This window comes from Bradyrhizobium sp. B124, assembly GCF_038967635.1.
Taxonomy (GTDB): Bacteria; Pseudomonadota; Alphaproteobacteria; order Rhizobiales; family Xanthobacteraceae; genus Bradyrhizobium.
Genome location: NZ_CP152413.1, coordinates 7,586,009 through 7,603,172, shown reverse-complemented (window position 1 = coordinate 7,603,172; position 17,164 = coordinate 7,586,009). Strand labels below are relative to the sequence as shown.

7 protein-coding genes and 8 pseudogenes are annotated in these 17,164 nt (G+C 60.9%); 5 read left to right on the top strand and 10 right to left on the bottom strand.

All coding sequences use genetic code 11. The annotated features are described in order from the left end of the window. Positions 1-46: 46 nt before the first annotated feature. The 3 genes and pseudogenes from AAFG13_RS36080 to AAFG13_RS36070 all read right to left on the bottom strand — a co-directional run. Positions 47-394 (bottom strand): annotated as a pseudogene (locus tag AAFG13_RS36080) (transposase); the annotation flags it as partial. A 144-nt stretch (positions 395-538) separates the two neighbouring features. Further along, a complete protein-coding gene (locus AAFG13_RS36075; protein WP_342709808.1) occupies positions 539-1,075 on the bottom strand; it encodes a hypothetical protein in 537 nt (178 codons plus the stop codon). 22 nt (positions 1,076-1,097) lie between these two features. Then, positions 1,098-1,490, bottom strand: a pseudogene (locus AAFG13_RS36070) (transposase); the annotation flags it as partial. A 149-nt stretch (positions 1,491-1,639) separates the two neighbouring features. Between AAFG13_RS36070 and AAFG13_RS36065 the strand changes: the two are divergent. Continuing rightward, positions 1,640-2,769 (top strand): annotated as a pseudogene (locus AAFG13_RS36065) (IS3-like element ISRj2 family transposase). 146 nt (positions 2,770-2,915) lie between these two features. Here the strand turns inward: AAFG13_RS36065 and istA (AAFG13_RS36060) are convergent. From istA (AAFG13_RS36060) to AAFG13_RS36050, 3 genes and pseudogenes are all read right to left on the bottom strand, one after another. Beyond that, positions 2,916-4,297: pseudogene (istA, locus tag AAFG13_RS36060) on the bottom strand (IS21 family transposase); the annotation flags it as partial. Positions 4,298-4,589: 292 nt separating this feature from the next. Continuing rightward, positions 4,590-5,982, bottom strand: a pseudogene (locus AAFG13_RS36055) (aspartate aminotransferase family protein). A gap of 351 nt (positions 5,983-6,333) precedes the next feature. Next, positions 6,334-6,456, bottom strand: coding sequence for a hypothetical protein (locus tag AAFG13_RS36050; RefSeq protein ID WP_256380380.1), 123 nt, complete (start codon positions 6,454-6,456; stop codon positions 6,334-6,336). Between the two features lie 276 nt (positions 6,457-6,732). Here AAFG13_RS36050 and AAFG13_RS36045 point away from each other — a divergent pair, with 276 nt between their 5' ends. Further along, positions 6,733-6,870: a hypothetical protein gene (locus AAFG13_RS36045; protein WP_342709807.1), complete on the top strand. Its 138-nt coding sequence runs from the start codon at positions 6,733-6,735 to the stop codon at positions 6,868-6,870. Here the strand turns inward: AAFG13_RS36045 and AAFG13_RS36040 are convergent. Continuing rightward, positions 6,862-7,143 carry a helix-turn-helix domain-containing protein gene (locus AAFG13_RS36040; protein WP_126262178.1) on the bottom strand — a complete coding sequence of 94 codons (282 nt, stop codon included), beginning with the start codon at positions 7,141-7,143 and terminating at the stop codon, positions 6,862-6,864. The two genes, AAFG13_RS36045 and AAFG13_RS36040, sit on opposite strands and share 9 nt — an antisense overlap. A 38-nt stretch (positions 7,144-7,181) precedes the next feature. Between AAFG13_RS36040 and AAFG13_RS36035 the strand changes: the two genes are divergently transcribed. Beyond that, positions 7,182-8,303 (top strand): IS630 family transposase, encoded by a 1,122-nt coding sequence (locus AAFG13_RS36035; RefSeq protein ID WP_342713465.1) that lies wholly within the window; start codon positions 7,182-7,184, stop codon positions 8,301-8,303. A gap of 41 nt (positions 8,304-8,344) precedes the next feature. Here AAFG13_RS36035 and AAFG13_RS36030 read toward each other — a convergent pair. Next, a pseudogene (locus AAFG13_RS36030) lies at positions 8,345-8,548 on the bottom strand (transposase); the annotation flags it as partial. Between the two features lie 328 nt (positions 8,549-8,876). Between AAFG13_RS36030 and AAFG13_RS36025 the strand changes: the two are divergent. Then, complete coding sequence (locus AAFG13_RS36025; protein WP_342709805.1) at positions 8,877-11,729, top strand: hypothetical protein; 2,853 nt, start codon at positions 8,877-8,879, stop codon at positions 11,727-11,729. Positions 11,730-12,200: 471 nt separating this feature from the next. Here AAFG13_RS36025 and AAFG13_RS36020 read toward each other — a convergent pair whose 3' ends face one another. After that, positions 12,201-13,226 (bottom strand): IS110 family transposase, encoded by a 1,026-nt coding sequence (locus AAFG13_RS36020; protein ID WP_342709804.1) that lies wholly within the window; start codon positions 13,224-13,226, stop codon positions 12,201-12,203. A 251-nt stretch (positions 13,227-13,477) separates the two neighbouring features. Here AAFG13_RS36020 and istA (AAFG13_RS36015) point away from each other — a divergent pair. Then, a pseudogene (istA, locus tag AAFG13_RS36015) lies at positions 13,478-14,875 on the top strand (IS21 family transposase); the annotation flags it as partial. Between the two features lie 18 nt (positions 14,876-14,893). Here the strand turns inward: istA (AAFG13_RS36015) and istA (AAFG13_RS36010) are convergent. Beyond that, positions 14,894-16,103, bottom strand: a pseudogene (gene istA / locus AAFG13_RS36010) (IS21 family transposase); the annotation flags it as partial. Positions 16,104-17,164: the final 1,061 nt, after the last annotated feature.

Here is a 17,164-nt window from a genome sequence, read left to right as displayed (position 1 = left end):
GAAGTGCTAACACGACTTTGGCAGAATGTGTTTGCGCCGCTGTTTTTCAAGGACTTGCTTTCGGCAATATGGGCATTGCTGAGGCGGCGGCCGAAGGATGAGATCGACGATGGCATGGCGTACGGCGGGCATGGTTGGTTGAGGCGGAGGCGGAGGCCCGTTGATTCTTTTTTTTCCGCCCCGCGTATGCGAGGCGACGATGTTGCAGGAAGGCGTAGGCAATCATTGTCATAAGGGCGTGGCGATGCAGACCTTGCCATGATCGCCCTTCGAAGTGATCAAGTCCAAGCTCCTCCTTCAACTGTTGATGCGCCTGCTCACAAATCCACCGTGCCTTGATGGTGGCGGCCAGCGTGCGCAGATCCGCCGTCGCCGGAAGATTGGCGAGATAGTATAGTCGCCGGGAAGCCCACTTCGTTGCAAACCCTTTCCAGCACCTCGACAACATCGGTGCCGCGGAAAGTGAGCGCGGCTCCAAGGCGGGCGAGAAGCCCTGCCGAACAGCAGGGCCGTTTTCGCTTCTGTCGGTTCGCAACGATCACGGATCGTCCCGCGGCAAACGATATCCCTTTGGCCGCTTCTGCGTCTTCTGTCCGGCGGCTTTTTGCTCTCGCCTTTTCCAGCCTTTTGCCTGTTTCACGTCGGCCGCATGCAAGCTGTCCGCTGGCAGCGTGATATCGAGCTCGTTGACCTCGATCCGTTCCTGAAGCGTTTCCGCCTTCTGCCCGCGAGCGGCTTCCATTTCGTGCACTTGTCGGCGCACGCTGTTCTCAAGGGAACGAAGCTCCCAGGCGTCCAGCCGCCCGAGCGCCGCATAACGTCGGTCCAGCGCATAATTTTCCCGTCCGTGCCGGCGGTCCAGCGCGTCGCGCTCGGTGCGCTGGCGCTCCGCAGGGTTGATCTTGGGATTGCGCCGCAGGGGTGCAATCACCGAACGAAGCTCGGGCACCCTGTCCAGCAGCGCAAAAATCACGCCCGCCGCGCGGGCGAATGGCTTGTCCGACTCCGATTTATGCGCAGCATGCAGCGCCATGCGCTCCGCAGCATGTTCGGTCGCCACTTCCTGCGCGCGCATCCAGCTTCCGCCGCCGGCCCGCCTGACGGGTGGCTAGCTGCGCCGCCAGCTCGGACATGCGCTTCGTCACGCGCTGCTTCACGCGGGCATTGGCGGCGGCTTCGCGGCGGATAACCGCCTCCCGCGCGATCGGAGAGACCGGTTTGCCCTTGCTGCCTTCCCTGGCGTTCTTCTCGATGTCGGCCAGCTCGAAGAAGCCCCGCCGCGCATGGGCGAAGCAGAATGCCGGCGTGATCGGCATCGCTTTCCTTTGCGGGTCGAACAACGGCTCGAAGCCGCTATAGCAATCCGCCTGCAGGATACCGGCGAAGGCGGCCAGATGCTTCTGGGGATGCTCGCCCCGTCTGTCGCTCGAGGCGTAATAGACCGCCGCCGGCGGCGCAGGCCCACCGTAGGGCTGATCGTCGCGCACATAATGAGATGGACGGTCCCCGCCCTGATAAGCTCCGAACGCATCCAAGAAGGAGGACAAGCTAAGAGCTGGCCCCGCAAATTCGGACAGTAGCTTGAGTGGATTTTCTGCCTGACAGCGGCGAGGATTCTTGCTGCGAATCAGGAGCGAAGATGACGAAGAAGAGCCGCCGGACGCATTCTCCGGCATTCAAGGCGAAGGTTGCTTTGGCTGCGGTCAAAGGCGACAAGACCCTGGCGGAGCTGGCGCAACTGTTTGATGTTCATCCGAACCAGATCACGATCTGGAAAAACCAGCTCCTGGAAGGCGCCGCCGGCGTGTTTGGGCATGACAAGACATCGGCCGAGACGCCGGTCGATTTGAAGGCGTTACATGCCAAGATCGGCGAGCTGGCGTTGGAAAACGATTTTTTGTCCGGCGCGCTCACCAAGGCGGGCCTGCTGAGCGCAAAGCGATGATCGACCGCGGTCATGATCTTTCTATCGTGCGCCAGGCGAAGGTCCTGAAGCTGGCTCGCAGCACGGTCTACTATGAACCTCGGCCAGTTTCGGCCGAGGACCTTGCCTTGATGCGTCGGCTCGATGAGCTGCATCTCGATTATCCCTTCGCGGGAGCGCGTATGCTCCGATCGTTGCTGCGGCGGGAGGGGGTATACGCCGGTCGCCGCCACATCGCGACGCTGATGAAGCGCATGGGGATCGAGGCGGTCTATCGTCGCCCGAACACGAGCAAGTTGGCTCCGGGTCACAAGATCTACCCGTACCTGTTGCGCGGATTGAAGATCGAGCGGCCCGACCATGCGTGGGCAATGGACATCACCTACATTCCGATGCGGCGTGGCTTCGTCTATCTCGCGGCGGTCGTCGATGTGTTCAGCCGACGGGGCCTGGCCCATCGCGTCTCGATCACAATGGAGGCGGCCTTCTGCGTCGAAGCGGTCCAGGAGGCGTTGGCGAAGCACGGCAGGCCCGAGATTTTCAACACGGATCAGGGCAGCCAGTTCACCAGCCTCGAGTTCACCGATGTGCTGCTGGACGCGAAGATCGCCATCAGCATGGACGGCAAGGGCGCCTGGCGCGACAACGTGTTTGTCGAGCGGCTCTGGCGCACGGTCAAATATGAAGAAGTTTAACTCCGCGCCTACGACAGCGTGTCCGAGGCGCGAGCGTCAATTGCCAAGTATCTGGCCTTCTACAATCAGGGACGCCCTCACTCGAGCCTTGACGGGCGCACGCCCGACGAGGCTTACTTCGGCACGCAAGCTATGGTGATGGCCGCATGACCGTCGCCGACGATTTTGTCGTCGCTCTGGTCGGGCTACGCCCTCCCGACGCAACGACAAAATCGTAAAGCCCCGCGTTCAGCACAACCCGGCAGGAATCCACTTAAATCCAGCGGGGCGCTGTCCAAACAACCGGGGCCAGCTCTGGCGTGCGCGCAGGCCTGCTCGACCAGCCGTGCTGGATACTTCCGGCTCAGCCCGACAATGCCCCACATCGCGCGCTGTCCGGGGCGCCCCTCGGTGTCGAACACTTGCTGGCATAGCGCCCTGGTCTGCGGCCCGATGCGCTCGGCGCTCGCCAGCAGCACGGCGGTTTGCCGCGACGGATTGAACGGCCGTTCGCTGGTCGGCAGGACAACAGAACCGGGGTGCGTCATCCGGGAATGAACACGCAGCAGCGCATGGGTGTGGCGATCACGGATCTCGATCGTGGAGGCGTAGATCCGCACCACGACCTGACTGCCGATCGGCGCGGGCCGCGCGGCGTAATAGCTGTTGTCGACGCGTACGGTGGTGTCGTCGCAGACAGTCCGGACGACTTCGGTGAAGATGCGGAAGGGAGCGACAGGCAGCGGCCGCAGGTGCGGCTTCTCTTCCTGGAACATCGCCTCGACCTGACGGCGCGTGCTGCCGTGGATGCGCTTGGAGGCCCAATTCTCCTCCCAGTGCCTCAGGAACTCGTTCTGGGCTTCCAGTGTCTCGAAGCGCCGTCCGGCCAGCGCGGTGCCCTGGGTATGTTGAATCGCACTCTCGACGCAGCCTTTCCGATTGGGATCGGCCACCCGCGCGGGATCGGCGACCACGGCGTAATGAGCCAGCATCGCGCTGTAAATCGGGTTGAGCTCGGGCTCGTACAAATCCGGCTTGAGGACGCCTTCCTTCAGATTGTCGAGCACGACATAGCTGGGGACCCCGCCAAAATACCGGAACGCCTCTTCGTGGAGCTGCGCCCAGACGTGTTGGCTGGACTTCCAGACCCCCCGCCGGAAGCTGCGCCGCGAGTAGCGCAGCGTCATCACAAACAGGCGGGGACGGCGGTACCGGCCGCTCCTGGGATCAATCGTCAGAGCGCCCTCGCCATAGTCGACCTGGGCCTCCTCGCCAGGCAGGAACTCAAGTCGATCAAACTGCTCGGGATCGCTGTGTCGCAACGTGCGCACAAACCGCTTGACGCTCTGATAGCTGGACGGAAAGCCTGGTAAATCGCCTGCGCATTCCGCTTCAGCCGGACCTGTTCTTCGATCCATGCCCGATGCGGTTCGCAGGCCGAGCGGGCCAGGCTGCAGGCGGCTGTCGCTTCCGACACCCCAAAAGCCGGTGGTCGGGGTGGGGGAATTTGGTCGTCCGCGCTCACCGTGCCGGTGGTCACTTCCCCGGGGGAATTTGCCTCCGCACCAGCCCGCAGCGCCCGGTAACGCCGGATCGTCTTGCGATCGACCCCCGTCAGCCTGTGGATCTCGCGCTGGCTGGCGTTGCGATCAAGTAATGTAAATACCGTGCTTTGCAGATGTGCCTTCAAGACGTTCAACTCTCAGTCCCCTTGCTGGATAAAAGGGGACCAAAATAAACGTCCTGCCTGACCGGCTACTGCTGTTCAGCGGCGCTGACGGCGATCATCAGGTGGGGGAGTTTCAAGTGACCATACCCGGGGGATTTTGACCGACCCACGGGGGGCTGTGAAGCCTCAATCCCCTGCAATCTCAAATGCCGCCGCAACCGGAAAACAGACTCCCAATCAAGTGCTTGGAGGCTTGTTCACGGACAACGATGGATGTCCAGACAATCGGACTTGCGGCGCACTAAGCGGATTTGAGTGAACGCTAGTGAGGCTCGCGACAATTAACTACAGTCGCCTTAAGATCGTGGAGCATGCCCGTGATCCCGTCGATGAGCTCGTCGATTTGATCCTTGTTGACGATCAGAGGTGGGCATATCGACAATGCATCGTCTACATTCCGCACGATGATCCCTCGCTCGTGCAGCAACCGGCTCGCAATGCTGCCAACATCGCCCGGTGTAGTAGCGGCGACTTTCCGTTTCTTGTCCAGCACCAGCTCGATTGCCGCAATAAGGCCAACGCCACGGACCTCCCCAACGAGTGGATGGTCAACGAGCGTGCGCAGCCGTTCCTGCATGTAGGCCCCGATGCGGCCAACGTTCGCAATCAGACCCCGCTCCTCGATGAGTTTGAGGTTTTCGAGCGCTACGGCGGCTCCGACCGGGTGACCACCGCCCGTGAAGCCATGAGCCAGCAGTCCAACTTTATTGCTCTCGTCCGCGATTGGTTCGAACATGTAGTCATTCATTATGATCGCAGATAACGGAAAATAACTGGACGTGAGCTGCTTCGACACCACGATTACATCGGGCGCGATGTTGTAGGTTTCGCAACCGAACATTTTTCCGGTCCGGCCAAAGCCGCAAATCACCTCATCAGCGACCAAAAGGATGCTATGCGTTTTTAGTACCCTTTGAATTTTGTCCCAGTAAGTCGGCGGCGGAACGATGACGCCGCCCGCGCCCATTACAGGCTCACCGAAGAATGCTGCAATGGTATCGGCACCTTCGCGCTGAATCAGCGACTCGAGCTCCTCGGCCCGACGCGTTGCAAAGGCCTCCTCCGATTCGCCCGCACGGCTGTCTTTGTAGAAATGGGGGGAGCCCGTGTGCATAATGTTGGGGAGCGGCAGATCGAAAGAGCGGTGGTTGTCTGAAAATCCGGTCAGGCTTGCCGCACCGATCGTGACGCCGTGATAGCCGCGCAGCCGGCTGATGACCTTCTTACGCTGAGGTTGGCCCGCTGCATTCGATCGATAGGCGATCAGCTTCAACACCGTATCGTTCGCTTCCGAGCCGGAAATTTGTGAAGAACACCTTACTCATTGGCACCGGAGACATCTTCACCAGCTTCTCGGCAAGCGTGATGGAAGGCCCATTCGATCGTGATGCGAAGGTATGATAGAATGGCAGGATTTGCATCTGGCGATGCACAGCTTCGATAAGCCGCTTTTCGCTGAAGCCAAGACCCGCACTCCAGAGACCGGCCATCGCATCGAGGTAGCGTTTTCCTGCCGTGTCGAAGACGTAGGGGCCCTCGCCGCGTTCAATTATGAGCGGCCCGGCCCGTTGGTGCGACCGCGCGTTGGTATAGGCGTGAAGCTGATAGGCCACATCTCGGGCCTGTTGAGAACTGGGCAGCATGGTCGGCGTCATCATCGGTTCAGAATTGGATAGGGACCGGAGCATCATGTGCGGAAGCGCCGGTCCGTTTCCGGCTTCTCTGGGCCTTGCAACAGTCGTGGTTGACGATCGCTTTAAAGGGATTCGCGTGTGCCTATGCCTGACGACAGGCTTAAACGCACTGTCTAAGGTGACGATGTCCAAGCACGACAAAGCGTCGGATTTCCGGGACGCGTTAGTCGCCGACGGGAGCTTCTATCAAACTGCCGGCGGCGTTCAGGCCGTAGAGAGTCGGTGGTCGTAGCGCCGAGGACCGCGGTTACGTATTCGAGCCCACCACGTTCAGGCCGTCCACTCCTCTGAAGGCCAGCGTGTCATGTGTGTTTAGCACGTATCCCAGCTGCTGCCGCGCATCGTCACGGGCTGGTTGGGCTCCGAGCCAACACGCGTGATGAGTAACACTGCAAGCAACAACCCGCTCTGATTGACCAGTTTCTTGTGGGCCATCAGTGATCTCCTTGATCTCGTTGGTGTCCCGGCTTGGCGCGGTGATCCGCGAGACCGAGTTTCCCCAGAATACCTTAACTCGTTGAGTTGGTCGCCTGCCAAAGCTTGTAGGCTCACTCCCAACCGGCACCCGCGCCTTCCACCACCACCACCACCACGGCGCAACCGACAGCATAGCGACAAATGGCGGCGACGGGGAGCGGAAACCCGAAAGGATCTCCGCTCACCGGCCAACGATTTGCAGCACCCACTCGTCATTGGAAAGGGATCGAAATCATGGATGACGGCGGCCGGATCGCTGTTGTATTCAGCGGCCGGCTTGACCTGTATCCGCTCATGCCGGAACAGAAGATAACGACGCAGACCATGGGGGTGGTGGCAGGCGAGGTTTCATGCGTTGGTTCATCACAGTGATTTTGACGTTTTGATACCGAGCCATTCGAGGATCGGCAAGCTTTCCGGTGGCACGAGGATTTCGATGCTTCTGGGGACGCCGGGTTGACGTCGGATGAAGCCGTTTCGTTCGAGGGTGACGATCATCTGATGGACCGAAGGCGGGCTGACGCGGAAGTGGCGCTGGATGTCGGCTTCGGCGGGGGGACGTCCGAACATATGGGCGTAGGTATGGATGAAGGCCAGGTAATAACCCTGCTTCTCGGTGAAGCGCGCGCCTGATTTTTGACTCATCGTTGGATTCGTCCCGGCCTCCGACAAGGAGGCAAAGCATGAATGTACGTTATCGGGTCGAATTGAGCCAAGCCGAGCGCGACGAACTGACGGCGATGCTCGGCGGCGGCAAGCACGCCGCCCGCAAGCTTAAGCGGGCGCAGATTTTGCTGGCGGCCGATGGAGGCTGCCGCGACGAGGAGATTGCCCGGACCGTGAGTGTCAGCCTCTCCACCGTCGGCCGGACCAGGCGCCGCTTCGTGGAAGGCAATCTGGAGCGGGCCCTGAGCGAGGAGCCGCGTCCGGGCGCTGAGCGCAAGCTGACCGGCAAGGAGGAAGCCCTGCTGGTGGCGACCGCATGCGCCAAGCCGCCCGCTGGCTGCAAACGCTGGACGCTGACGCTGCTGGCCGACACGATGGTCAAGCTCACCGATCACAACAGCCTGTCGGGCGAGACCGTGCGTCGCCGGCTGGCCGAGAACGACCTCAAGCCGTGGCGCAGGGACATGTGGTGCATTCCCCATGTCGACGGCGAATACGTTGCCCGCATGGAGGACGTGCTCGACCTCTACGCCGAGACGCAGAATCCCGCCCGGCCGCTGGTCTGCTTCGACGAGACCCCCATCCAGCTGATCGGCGAGGTGCGCCAGCCGGTCCCGGCCCAACCGGGACAGCGCGAGCGCTACGATTACGAGTATCGCCGCAACGGCACCGCCAATCTCTTCGTCACCTTCGATCCACATCGGGGCTGGCGCAACGTCAAGGTCACCGACCGCCGCGCCGCCGTGGACTACGCCCACTGCATGCGTGATCTCGTCGACGTCCATTATCCCGACGCCGCCTGCATCCGTGTCGTGCAGGACAATTTGTCGATCCATAAGCCTGGGGCGCTGTATGAGGCCTTCGCGCCCGCCGAGGCCCGGCGCATCCTGCGCCGCCTCGAATTCCACTTCACCCCGAAACACGCCAGTTGGCTCAACATGGTCGAATGCGAGATCAGCGTGCTACAGCGCCAGTGTCTCGGCCGCCGCATCGCAGATCCCAAAAGGCTCCGAAACGAGATCGCAGCATGGCAAAAGAGGCGGAATAAAACCCGAGCCCGCATCAAATGGATGTTCACAACAGAAAAAGCCCGCACCAAACTCGGCCGCGCCTATCCAGCCACCGCCAAAGAGTCATAATCACTGTGATGAACCTTGCCCGCCACCGCCGCCGCAACTTGGCGTCGCCACACCGTAAGCAGCCCCCGCGAAACGCCATTGCGCCGCGCAACCTCGGAGATGTTCGCACTCTCCCCAAAGCTCTCCGCCACGATCCGGGCCTTCTCCTCGCCCGTCCACCGACGCCGTCGGCGCTCCCCAGTGATCACCTCGACGCGACGATAGGAGTCATCTTCCTGCCTGGCATCAAGCATGGCATTTGCCATCGTTCCACCTCCACCGATCAGCTCATGCCAGGCTGTATCGCGCGCAAGCCGAGGGGTGGCTAGGTGGGGGCCTCATGCCGGTTACTGCCAATCGCGTTCCTCAACGCACTCAGCTTGGCTTCCTCGCGGCGCAGCAGCCCGCATGATCCACCGAACCGCCGGATACGGACCGTGTGTCCGGTGGTGTGGGAGGGGCGGAGTCGCGAGACTCCCCGTATCCCGATTTCGTGATTTGGGAGCTGCGTGGCTTCACGGGCGAGTGCCTCGTCAGCTTCTCGAAAGCTTGCCCGGGTAGGCTTCTCAGTTGATCTGTAGACGAGAGGCTAGCGTGGACCCGCACAATTTTGACCCCTCCAATGTAGCGGCCTCCTCAGAGGTGCAGCACGCACTGATGGATGATCAGCAGGCAGACCGGGCGGAGCAAGAAGCCTTTGAGCAGCAAATGGCAGCGGCGCGCCTGGCCGATTGGGCGATGCCCGATTGGGGGTCGCGCGGTAGCCTGCGCCCCAATGTGTCTAGCGACGGCCAGCAGTCCCGCGATGAGCTGATGGATGCACTTGCCAGGAGCAACCTCCTGTCAAGCGAGGAGGTCGTAATCAACGATGAGCATGGCACAGCTGAGTTGAGACCGGTAAAGAAGCCGAGGATCCGAAACAATCCGCAAGGCGTTCCGCTTGAGCGGCAGCTAGGCGAGATCGCGAATTCAAGTGGAGGTGGTGGAGCAATGCCGTCAGCCTTGGCGCTGCAGTCGGCTCACTCAACGGGAATTGTGATAACGGAAAAGCGGGACAAGCGGCCTCTTTATTCGGAGGATGGTCCCGTTATCTTGAGCCTTGAGGCGGCCCTCATCAAGGGCGGCATGACCGCCACCCCGGCGAGGCAGTATGCAAGTTCTCTTCTTAACTTCAGCCGTTGGCTCTTCGCAAACAACAGAGCGAGCATTGTCGCTCGGCTCGACAGTGAGGCGCTGAGCGATGACGGTGACGTACGCGAGTTCACCGCAGAGGGTAAAAATAATAAACTCCTTAAGGCGTTAAATCATCTCCGGAAATTTCGGTCGACGGGCGTAACCACGCCCGTCATCCACCCGGGGCGCGAGACGCCGCCTCTTTATGCCGAGGATGTTCCCGTTATCTCGAGTCTTGAGGAGTCTCTCATCGAGGCTGGGATGGCCGCCACCACGGTGAAGCCGTATGTAGGCTCTCTTCGTAGCTTTAGCCGTTGGCTCTTCGCAAAAGACAAGCCGAGCATTGCTGCTCGGCTCAAGAGTAAGTCGCTGAGCGATGACGGTGACGTGATCGAGTTCACCGGAACAGGTAGTCGCGTAAACTTCTTTCGCGCATTAAACCATCTCCGGACCTTCTGGTCGACGGGCGCGCCGATAGGACGCGACACGCCGCCTCTTTATGCCGAGGATGTTCCCGTTATCTCGAGTCTTGAGGAGGCCCTCATCGAGGCTGGGATGGCCGCCACCACGGTGAAGCCGTATGTAGGCTCTCTTCGTAGCTTTAGCCGTTGGCTCTTCGCAAAAGACAAGCCGAGCATTGTTGCTCGGCTCAAGAGTGAGTCGCTGAGCGATGCCGGTGACGTGTTCGAGTTCACCGGAACAGCTAGTCGCGTAAACTTCTTTCTCGCATTAAACCATCTCCGGACCTTCTGGTCGACGGGCGCGCCGATAGGACGCGGCACGCCGCCTCTTTATGCCGAGGATGTTCCCGTTATCTCGAGTCTTGAGGAGGCCCTCATCGAGGCTGGGATGGCCGCCACCACGGTGGAGCAGTATGTAGGCCCTCTTCGTAGCTTTAGCCGTTGGCTCTTCGCAAAAGACAAGCCGAGCATTGCTGCTCGGCTCAAGAGTGAGTCGCTGAGCGATGCCGGTGACGTGTTCGAGTTCACCGGAACAGCTAGTCGCGTAAACTTCTTTCGCGCATTAAACCATCTCCGGACCTTCTGGTCGACGGGCGCGCCGATAGGACGCGGCAACACTAAGTCCAATCCTCCCCCCCAGAAGGTCGCCCGCGTCAATTCCGAGAAGGCGGTACGGATGGAGCCGAAAGGCGTCGGCAACGCCGCTGCGCAGCACAGCGCGTGGCAGGAAGCTGGCAGGCGGCCCGAGCAGATTCCAAGACCACGGGATGATCAACCCGCCCCGTCGGTTTTCGTCCAAGAGCACGTCGCGTTCGATCCAGAGCAGATGTCTCCGGGGAAGCTTCGGCGAGTGCTCGAACATCTGGATGATCAATCTATGCCTTCTCCAGCCGATCCAGAGGGGCTTCTCCGACTGGAACAGGAGCTTCGCCAGGACATCCAGGCAGGGCAGAATAATCAGCCCGCTCCATCATTTGCCGTCGGTCCAGATTTCGATTCAGGGCAGCTCGCTTTTGAACCGGAGGAGCTTCGGCAACTACTGGATGATGAACCGGCGCCGTCGGGAGTGGCATCTAACTCAGGCCCGACAGATCAGTGGGCTCACGAGCGGGGGCCACTGCCTAATCTATCAATGTATCTCCCCCTGGACTTCCAGCACAGCCCCAAATGGGCGTCGGAAGAGCACGTCGCGTTCGACCCAGAGCAGATGTCTCCAGCGGAGCTTCGGCGAGTGCTCGAACATCTGGATGATCAATCTATGCCTTCTCCAGCCGATCCAGAGGGGCTTCTCCGACTGGAACAGGAGCTTCGCCAGGACATCCAGGCAGGGCAGAATAATCAGCCCGCTCCATCATTTGCCGTCGGTCCAGATTTCGATACAGAACAGCTCGCTTTTGAACCGGAGGAGCTTCGGCAACTACTCGATGATGAACCGGCGCCGTCGGGAGTGGCATCTAACTCAGGCCCGGCAGATCAGTGGGCTCACGAGCGGGGTCCACTGCCCAATCTATCAATGTATCTCCCCCTGGACTTCCAGCACAGCCCCAAATGGGCGTCGGAAGAGCACGTCGCGTTCGACCCAAAGCAGATGTCTCCAGCCGAGCTTCGGCGAGTGCTCGAACATCCGGATGATCAATCCATGCCTTCTCCAGCCGATCCAGAGGGGCTTCTCCGACTGGAACAGGAGCTTCGCCAGGACATCCAGGCAGGGCAGAATAATCAGCCCGCTCCATCATTTGCCGTCGGTCCAGATTCGATTACAGAACAGCTCACTTTTGAAGCGGGGGGCCCTGCTCCGAGCAAGGGGTCATGATGGTGGCTGTCCCCCGATATGTCAAACGCCATCCGGAACTGCTCAAATTTGCAAACGATGACGTAATTGCGGTCGACGTTCGGGAGGGAGGTACTCTCGCTATTGTCGAGCTCTCGCAATCAAACGATTCGGAGCATCTATGATGAAGCAATACGTTGGGCTGGACGTCTCGCAGAGGGAAACTGCGATATGCGTAGTCGGCGAGATGGGACAAGTAGTTGTCCGTTCTTTAATCGCGGGCACAGTGTCAACCCCGACAAACAAAAGTGATCCACTGCCGGGTTCATGGTTCTTTCCGCGGTCGTCTCGATGCAGGAGCGCCGCATGATGGCGTTCAAGAGGTGTGGCATCTCGATGTGAAGAGCGCGGTGCATGGAAGCCCGCAGGGACGACTTCGAGATTGCCCACACCTTCGTCCCGGCAGGGACGCTTGTTCCGCCGGAGGCGGATCTGGGTTGGTTTAAGACTTGTTCATGCGGTGCGCATCTCTGCCTGGAATTCGGTGCCATCGGTCCAGATGGCATGGAGGATCACAGCCATTTTGCGAGCGACGGCCACCTTGGCCCTCTTTGCGCCGATGCGTTTGGCCAGCTTGCTGTCCCAGCGCTTGAGCGCAGAACCTCGCCTGACAACGGTCAGCAGGACGTTCGCGGCCTCGAACAAATAAGTCCGCATCTGGTGGTTGCCACGCTTGGAGATGCGGCCAGTACGATCCATCTCACCGGATTGATAACGTCTTGGTGTCAGGCCGAGATAGGCGCCCACGTCGGCGGAATGTTTGAAGCGAGTGGGGTCGTCGATGGTAACGACGAAGGACAGGGCAGTCAGGGGACCGATACCGGGAACGGTCATCATTCGCCGAACAGTTTGGTCGCCTTTTGCCAATGCCATGAGTTGTCGATCGAACTTCTCAATTTGCTCAGTCAAACAGGATTGGGCAAGGAGCAGCGGTGCGAAAATATCTTGCAAATCCGGCGCTTCAGCAAGCACGGCATCGACTTTGCGAGCCAGGTTGGTCGAGCCGGCCTTGCCGAGCACTATTCCCAACCCCTTGCACAGACCGCGCATTTGGTTGTCAATATCTCGCCCCAGATTTACCAGCTTGGTTCGAGCCGCCAGCATCGAACGGGTTTTCCTGCTCTCCGCCCCCTTCACGGCAGCTTCCCGGTACCATCCCATGCGGGCCATTTCAGCCAACCCCTTGGCATCGTTCTGATCCGACTTGTTGATGCGCATCGATAGCGCCGCGTTGGCGTGACGCGCATCAAGGCAAATCACCGGAAAGCCCAGTGCCCTGAGTTGATGCCAGAGCCAATTGGATAGCGAGCCCGTTTCAAAAACGATCCGCTCAGCACTGCCGGCATGACGCCGTAGGAGCTTAGCGATCGCCTCCGGATTGGTCGGCGCACAACCTTCGAATGTCACGCCTCCGGCCTGGTCCAAAACGCAAATGCTGGTTTCTTCCATCGAGATGTCCAGACCAACGTACTGCTTCATAGCGCGGCTCCTCTTCGATTTGCTGACGCCGATCGTACCGATCCTCGTGTTCTCAAGAAGACGTCAGCCGCGATTACGCTGCGCGTTTCGCGGGATCGTGAGCACGGATTTCAGCGCATCGTGAGCAACGATTTCAGAGGATCGTGAGCAGCGATTTCAGGCGATCGTGAGCACCTTTTGGCGGTGCCGGACGCTTCGGCCGACAACTCAACCGGGCTACGGGTTTCTCATTCAACCAATGAGGAAGCCTGATGCCTACCCAGAGATTGTCGATGCGCCGGATCCGAGAAGTTCTACGTTTGAGGCATCAGGGCCTGACCGAGCGCGTCATCGCGCGGACGTTGGGAGTGAGCAATGGTGTCGTGCATGGCTACGTGCGTCGCGCCCGCCTTGCCGGGCTGAGCTGGCCGCTGCCGGAGGCATGGATGACGAGGGCCTGGAGCTGCTGCTGTTCCCGGCGCCAAAGGCTGCCTCGCAAAGCGACCGACGACCGTCCCCCGACTGGGTTTATGTGGAGAAGGAGCTACGCCGGCGCAGCGTGACACGCCTGCTGTTGTGGGAAGAGTATCGCGCCGCCAATCCGGACGGCTTTGGCTATACCTGGTTTTGCACGACTTTCGAGGCATGGAAGCAGCGGGCGCAGCCGAGCATGCGTCAGACCCACATCGGTGGGGAGAAGGTGTTCGTCGATTTCGCTGGCGACACCATCGACATCTTCGATCCCATCACCGGCGAAGTGCGCGCCATGAAGCTGTTCGTCGCGGCGATGGGGGCCTCGAACTACACCTACGCCGAGGCCTGCCCAAGCGAGAGCCTGTCCGACTGGATCGGCGTGCATGCCAACCTGTTCAGGTATCTCGGCGGCGTGCCGAAGTTCGTGGTCTGCGATAATCTCAAGGCCGCCGTGACCAACCCCGATCGCTACGATCCCGGGATCAACCGAACCTATGCCGAGATGGCCGGTCATTACGGCACCGCGATCCTGGCGGCGAGGCCGAGGCGGCCAAAGGACAAGGCCAAGGTTGAGGTCGCCGTCCAGATCGCGCAGCGCTGGATCCTGGCCCGCCTGCGCAACCAGCGCTTCTTTTCCCTGGCGGAGCTCAATGCGGCCATCCGCGGCCTCGTCGTCGAACTCAACGCCCGCCAGATGCGCGGTTTTGGCTCCAGCCGGACCGAGCTGTTCGCCGAGATCGATCGTCCCAAGCTGGGAGAACTGCCGGACCAGCCCTACGTCTTTGCGCGCTGGAAGCGTTGCCGCGTCGCGCCCGACTATCATGTCGAGATCGACGGCCATTGGTATTCCACCCCCTTATCGGCTGATCCGTGAACTCGTCGATGTCCGTATCGCCGACAAGACCATCGAGGTCTTCCACAAGGGACAGAGGATCGCCAGCCACGCCCGCGCGCCCAACCGGCGTGGCCATACCACCATCGCCGATCATATGCCGAGCGCCCACCGCCGCTACGGCAAATGGACGCCGGGAGGATTGATCGCTGCCGGCGAGAAGATCGGTCCCTCTGCCGCGGCGTTTTTCCAGGCCGTCATCGCGGCCCGGCCGCATCCCGAGCAAGGCTTTCGCACCTGCCTCGGTATCCTGTCGCTGGCCAGGAGCTACGACAACGCGCGTGTCGATGCCGCCTGCCGACGATGCGCTCGATGGTCCAGCCGCGCAGCGCCGATGACTGGAGGCCATGTGTTCCGGCACGGTCGTATGTTTGTGGTTGCCGCTCATGCGCTGATGCGCGGCAATCCGCTCACCCTTGTGGAATATCTCGACGGTGCGGGCGGTGAAGCGCACCTCGACCTCGGTGCGGACGAGCGATGCGGGACGCTGTAGTAATGCGCCTCGACCTCGACGTGATAGTCGATGCTAACCCGGCAGATCCGCCACTCGGCGAACACGTAAGGGATCTGCAGCAGGGCCTTCAGCGCCGGCCGGTCGATCTCCTCCAGTTGCGGCGGGTGACACCGAGCCGCCTAATTGGTCGCTCCTCGTTGAGCCGGATCATCAACTCGGCGATCGCCGCGTTGACCTCGGCGAGGCTGTGGAAGGTGCGGTGGCGCAGCCGTCCGAGCAGCCAGCGTTCGACCATCAGGACCGCCTGCTCGACTTTGGCCTTGTCCCGCGGCCGTCGCGGCCTGGCCGGCAGAATGGCGGTGCCGTAATGCGCCGCCATGTCGGCATAATTGCGATTGATCCTGGGATCGTAGAGGCAAGCCTTGATCACAGCGACTTTGGTGTTGTCCGGCACCAGCAGTGCCGGCACGCCGCCGATCGCCTCGAAGGCGCCGACGTGGCCGCTGATCCAATCGGCGAGCCCCTGCGTCCAGGTCGCCTGCGCGTAGGTGAAGCTCGATGCGCCGAGCACCGCGACGAAGATCTGCGCAGTGCGCCGTTCGCCGGTGAACCGGTCGATCACCACCGGCACGCCGTCGCCGGCATAGTCGACGAACAGCTTGTCGCCGGCCGCATGCGACTGGCGCATCGTCACCGACAGCCGGCCTTCCCAGGCCCGGTAGAGCTCGCAGAACCGCGAATAGCGATACCCGCCGGGTTCGCCCGCGATGTACTCCTCCCACACAATCGACAGCGTCACGTGCTTGCGCTTGAGCTCGCGATGCACCGCCGCCCAGTCCGGCTCCGCCTGCCGCCGATGGCCCCGCCGGGTGCCGGGACCGGCTCCGGCGCTGGCGAACAGCCGGGCCTCCAGCACCGTGTCGGTGACGTCGTCTGGCAACGGCCAGGTCAGCCCCGCCGCCTCGAACCGGCGGATCGTCAACCGCACCGTCGAAGGAGCCGTGCCGACCCGCCGCGCAATCTCGCGGGTCGGCGTCCCGGCCGACTTCAATCTGATCACATCGCGCACATGGCGCATCGCAAACCTCTCCGTCGGCATCCAGGTCCCCCTTCGCAAAGCCGGAAAGGCGGGACCGTATCGGAGCCAGAAGAGGCCTCGTCACCCCGGGCGACATCATCCCGGAATGGTGGGCGAGATCATCTCGGAATGGTGGGCGACATCAAATCGGAACGGTGGGCGAGATCATTCCGGAATGGTGGGCGACATCGAGCGGAATCAGCACGACCTTCCGCAGTTCGTTCATCGGCGAGAGAGCGTACCATCGAATGTCCGGTGCTGGCCAATCCGCCTGCGACTTGCAAGTCACGTTGATCGACGCACAGACTTGCCGACAAATCCACGCCATCCACAAGCGTACTCGACCGCAAAATCAACTATGCGCTGCTTCAGAGCACTATTCCTGCTCGCTCTCTGGGAAGATTGCACTTTTTTAGCATGATTAAGCGGTATGCTACCTATGGTATGAGAACTCTCATCGAGGAGCCTTCGCCTTCCTGAGAGGAAACGCGCCGGGAAGCGAGCCGCTTCACAATGAGAGTGGTTTTTGGAGTAGTCGAAACGCGTGGACTCCTGTACTCTTTGTGGCCGCTGTTATTGTGTTAGCAGAACGCGGCCTGCACCAATCTGACTTTTTGCCGTGTCGGAACCGCGTCCTGCCGGTGGTGAACGTGCCATTCGGCAGTTCAGTTCGAATAGTAGCTTGCACCTGCAGATGCTTTCAGATTTGCGGCAACTGCCGCCGTTTCCCGCGAGGGTCAGTTCGCCAGGCTTGGGAGCGCCCCTGTGCTGGCAGGATAGTCGAAATCGCAACGGTCAACCGCTGGCCCCTCCTCCAGCTGGCCAGCCTTGCAAAATTGGCTGGCATATTCGAGCATCCTATGCCGTCGAAGAAGCGCAGCTATCACGTCGCTGGTTACTTCGCGACGCTGCCATGAGCTGCATCGGATGGAAGCAGCATGATCATCGCCTGCATCAAAAGCGATCAACGCATCGCGTTTCGCGACCGCGCTTGGACGCTGTATCGCGCCGGGAACATCCTTGTGATCCGTCTCGGAATCGAATCATGGTAGATCGTACCG

Excerpts from the sequence above, each read along its gene's own strand:
- AAFG13_RS36075 (WP_342709808.1), bottom strand. The coding sequence starts at position 1,075 with ATGCGCGCGCAGGAAGTGGCGACCGAACATGCTGCGGAGCGCATGGCG.
- AAFG13_RS36050 (WP_256380380.1), bottom strand. The coding sequence starts at position 6,456 with ATGGCCCACAAGAAACTGGTCAATCAGAGCGGGTTGTTGCTTGCAGTG.
- AAFG13_RS36045 (WP_342709807.1), top strand. The coding sequence starts at position 6,733 with ATGGATGACGGCGGCCGGATCGCTGTTGTATTCAGCGGCCGGCTTGAC.
- AAFG13_RS36040 (WP_126262178.1), bottom strand. The coding sequence starts at position 7,143 with ATGAGTCAAAAATCAGGCGCGCGCTTCACCGAGAAGCAGGGTTATTAC.
- AAFG13_RS36035 (WP_342713465.1), top strand. The coding sequence starts at position 7,182 with ATGAATGTACGTTATCGGGTCGAATTGAGCCAAGCCGAGCGCGACGAA.
- AAFG13_RS36020 (WP_342709804.1), bottom strand. The coding sequence starts at position 13,226 with ATGAAGCAGTACGTTGGTCTGGACATCTCGATGGAAGAAACCAGCATT.